This window comes from Streptomyces glaucescens (genome assembly GCF_002154375.1).
In the GTDB taxonomy this organism is placed as follows: domain Bacteria; phylum Actinomycetota; class Actinomycetes; order Streptomycetales; family Streptomycetaceae; genus Streptomyces; species Streptomyces glaucescens.
The window spans coordinates 1-4,386 of the sequence record NZ_MUND01000717.1 but is presented as its reverse complement, the minus strand read 5'-3'; the positions used below and the strand labels follow the sequence as shown (position 1 = coordinate 4,386).

General features: G+C 73.8%; 2 protein-coding genes. One reads left to right on the top strand and one right to left on the bottom strand.

The features are described 5' to 3' along the window. Positions 1-74: 74 nt before the first annotated feature. Entirely contained in the window at positions 75-806 is a 732-nt protein-coding gene (locus tag CCN42_RS35815; RefSeq protein WP_086741526.1) for a P-loop NTPase family protein, read from the bottom strand. A gap of 156 nt (positions 807-962) precedes the next feature. Between CCN42_RS35815 and CCN42_RS35810 the strand changes: the two genes are divergently transcribed. Next, positions 963-4,337 (top strand): pyruvate carboxylase, encoded by a 3,375-nt coding sequence (locus CCN42_RS35810; protein ID WP_086741525.1) that lies wholly within the window; start codon positions 963-965, stop codon positions 4,335-4,337. Positions 4,338-4,386 lie beyond the last annotated feature (49 nt).

Genomic DNA, 4,386 nt, shown 5'->3' with positions numbered 1-4,386 from the left:
CCCGGTCGCCGCCGGGTCCGGTACGCCCGGTCGCCGCCGGGTCCGGTCCAGGAGGGCGCCGGGAGGCGCCGGGTTCAGTCCAGGAGGTCGCCGGGGCCCACCGGGTGTGCCTCCAGGCCGGGCGCGGCCAGCAGGTCGGCGATGAGTTCCGGGGATCCGCCGACGTAGGTGCTGACCAGGTCGACGTCCCCGCCCACGCACCAGGCGCGGTCCTCGGGCCACCACAGGTCGGGCAGTTCGTCGAACTCGTCCGGCAGGGCCGGCGAGACGGCGTCGGCGAGTGGTCCGGCGAGGAGAATCTCGTCGCGGCCGGGCGTCGGGAAGGTGGGGAGACGGTCGAAGTCCCGGCGGCCGTAGCCGCTCCACAGGCCGAACCAGCAGCGCTCGGGGGTCCGGGTGTGCCGGGCCAGGACGGGGATCAGGGCGCGGGCGACGTCGGGCGGGGTGGGTCCTTCGGCCGGGTGCTCGTCCCAGACGCCGGGCAGGCCCAGGTCGGAGGCGGTCCGGTCGTCGATGCCGACGCCGATCAGCTCGTGCCAGCGGGTCGTGCCCGTCACCCCGGGACGTCCGTGGGCCGCGGCCACCGTCGCCCAGCGCACCGGCCGTTCGTCGAGCGTGGCGGGGTGCAGGATCCGGGCGTAGGCGGCGAAGCCGGGCGCGCACACCCCGGCGACGATGCCGAGGGCGCCGTCCCGGCGGAGCCGCTCGACGAGCCAGTGGGCGGGACCGAGGTCGGCCGTGCGCACGTGCAGCCGGCCGTACCGGTCCGGGGCGGGGTCCCGGTGGACCGGGCGACAGTCGTCCATCCCGCACAGTCTGCCTGATCGGATCAGCGACCCGCCGTCGGGGGCGGGCTCCGCGCGGGGCCCGCCATGAACCGGTCAAGTGGCCCGGTTCACATGGCAGTACCGGCCGGGCGCCGACACCATGGTCCTCTCACCGGCAGGGCGAAGGGATCCAGGATGTTCCGCAAGGTGCTGGTCGCCAACCGAGGCGAGATCGCGATTCGCGCGTTCCGCGCCGGCTACGAACTGGGCGCGCGCACGGTCGCCGTCTTCCCGCACGAGGACCGCAATTCGCTGCACCGGCTCAAGGCCGACGAGGCGTACCAGATCGGGGAGCCGGGGCACCCGGTGCGCGCCTACCTGTCGGTGGAGGAGATCGTGCGGGCCGCCCGGCGGGCGGGTGCGGACGCCGTGTACCCGGGCTACGGCTTCCTGTCCGAGAACCCGGAGCTGGCGCGCGCCTGCGCCGAGGCGGGCATCACCTTCGTCGGGCCGGACGCCGACACGCTGGAGCTGACCGGGAACAAGGCCCGCGCGGTGGCCGCCGCCCGCGCGGCCGGGGTACCGGTGCTCGGCTCCTCGGCACCTTCCCGGGACGTCGACGAACTGGTCAGGGCCGCCGAGGCGATCGGGTTCCCGGTGTTCGTGAAGGCGGTCGCGGGCGGCGGCGGGCGTGGGATGCGCCGCGTGGAGGATCCCGCGACGCTGCGCGAGTCCATCGAGGCGGCGTCCCGGGAGGCGGCGTCGGCGTTCGGCGACCCGACCGTGTTCCTGGAGAAGGCGGTCGTCGATCCGCGCCACATCGAGGTGCAGATCCTCGCCGACGGCGAGGGCAACGTCATGCACCTGTTCGAGCGGGACTGTTCGCTGCAGCGCCGCCACCAGAAGGTGATCGAGCTGGCGCCCGCGCCCAACCTCGACCCGGAGCTGCGGGAGCGGATCTGCGCGGACGCGGTGCGGTTCGCCCGGGAGATCGGCTATCGCAACGCGGGCACGGTGGAGTTCCTGCTCGACCGGGACGGCAACCACGTCTTCATCGAGATGAACCCGCGCATCCAGGTCGAGCACACCGTCACCGAGGAGGTGACCGACGTCGACCTGGTGCAGGCGCAGCTGCGCATCGCCTCCGGCGAGACGCTGGCGGACCTCGGGCTGTCCCAGGAGACGCTGACCCTGCGCGGCGCCGCCCTGCAGTGCCGTATCACCACCGAGGACCCGGCGAACGGCTTCCGTCCGGACACCGGCCGGATCAGCGCCTACCGCTCCCCCGGCGGCTCCGGCATCCGGCTGGACGGCGGCACCACGCACGCCGGTACGGAGATCAGCGCGCACTTCGACTCGATGCTGGTGAAGCTCACCTGCCGGGGCCGGGACTTCACGGCCGCGATCGGCCGGGCCCGGCGGGCGGTGGCCGAGTTCCGCATCCGCGGTGTCGCGACGAACATCCCCTTCCTCCAGGCCGTGCTGGACGACCCGGACTTCCAGGCGGGCCGGGTGACCACCTCGTTCATCGAGGAGCGGCCGCATCTGCTCACCGCCCGGCACTCCGCCGACCGCGGCACCAAGCTGCTGACGTATCTCGCCGACGTCACCGTCAACAAGCCGCACGGGGAGCGGCCTGAGCTGATCGACCCCACCACCAAGCTGCCCCCGCTGCCCGCCGGGCAGCCGCCCGCGGGCTCCCGCCAGCGGCTGGCCGAGCTGGGTCCGGAGGGCTTCGCCCGTGCGCTGCGCGAGGCGCCGGGTCTCGCCGTCACGGACACCACGTTCCGCGACGCCCACCAGTCCCTGCTGGCCACCCGGGTGCGCACCAAGGACCTGCTGGCCGTCGCCCCGCATGTCGCGCACACCCTGCCCGAGCTGCTCTCCCTGGAGTGCTGGGGCGGCGCGACGTACGACGTGGCGCTGCGCTTCCTCGCCGAGGACCCGTGGGAGCGGCTGGCCGCGCTGCGCGAGGCGGTGCCCAACATCTGTCTGCAGATGCTGCTGCGCGGGCGCAACACCGTCGGCTACACGCCGTACCCCACCGAGGTGACCGACGCGTTCGTGCACGAGGCCGCGGCCACCGGTATCGACATCTTCCGGATCTTCGACGCGCTGAACGACGTCTCCCAGATGCGGCCCGCCATCGAGGCCGTGCGGGAGACCGGCACGGCGGTCGCCGAGGTCGCTCTCTGCTACACCGCCGACCTGTCCGACCCGGGCGAGCGGCTCTACACCCTCGACTACTACCTGCGGCTGGCCGAGCAGATCGTCGAGGCCGGCGCCCATGTGCTGGCGGTGAAGGACATGGCGGGGCTGCTGCGCGCGCCCGCCGCCGCGACGCTGGTGTCCGCGCTGCGCCGCGAGTTCGGCCTGCCGGTCCATCTGCACACCCACGACACCGCGGGCGGCCAGCTCGCCACCTATCTCGCGGCGGCGCAGGCGGGCGTGGACGCCGTGGACGGGGCGGTGGCGTCGATGGCGGGCACCACCTCGCAGCCGTCGCTGTCGGCGATCGTGGCCGCCACCGACCACTCGGACCGGCCGACCGGCCTGGACCTGCGGGCGGTCGGCGACCTGGAGCCGTACTGGGAGGGCGTCCGGAAGGTGTACGCCCCCTTCGAGTCGGGACTCGCCTCCCCCACCGGACGCGTCTACGACCACGAGATCCCCGGCGGCCAGCTGTCCAATCTGCGCACCCAGGCGGTCGCGCTGGGCCTCGGCGACCGGTTCGAGGAGATCGAGGCGATGTACGCGGCCGCCGACCGCATCCTCGGCCGCCTGGTGAAGGTCACCCCGAGCTCCAAGGTGGTCGGCGACCTGGCCCTGCATCTGGTGGGGGCGGGGGTGACGCCGGAGGACTTCGAGGCGACGCCGGACCGGTTCGACATCCCGGACTCCGTCATCGGGTTCCTGCGCGGCGAGCTGGGCACCCCGCCCGGCGGCTGGCCGGAGCCGTTCCGCACCAAGGCCATCCAGGGGCGCGGCGAGGCGAAGCCGGTGCGGGAGCTGTCGGCCGAGGACCGGGCGGGGCTGGAGAAGTCCCGGCGCGCGACGCTCAACCGGCTGCTGTTCCCCGGCCCGACGCGCGACTTCGAGGCGCACCGGCAGGCGTACGGCGACACCAGCGTGCTGGACAGCAAGGACTTCTTCTACGGCCTGCGTCCCGCCAAGGAGTACGCCGTGGACCTGGAGCCCGGGGTGCGGCTGCTCATCGAGCTGCAGGCCGTCGGCGAGCCCGACGAGCGCGGTATGCGCACCGTGATGTCGAGCCTGAACGGGCAGTTGCGGCCGATCCAGGTCCGGGACGCCGCGGCGGCGTCCGACGTACCGGTGACCGAGAAGGCCGACCGCGCCAACCCGGGCCATGTCGCCGCGCCGTTCGCGGGAGTGGTGACGCTGTCGGTCGCCGAGGGTGACCAGGTGGCGGCCGGGGGGACCGTGGCCACCATCGAGGCGATGAAGATGGAGGCCGCCATCACCGCCCCGCGCTCCGGCCGGGTGAGCCGGCTCGCCATCAACCGTGTCCAGCAGGTGGAGGGCGGGGATCTGCTCGTCGAGATCGCCTGAAGCCTGAGGCCCTGAGTGTCTGAGTACCTGACGCCCTGAGGCCTCAGGG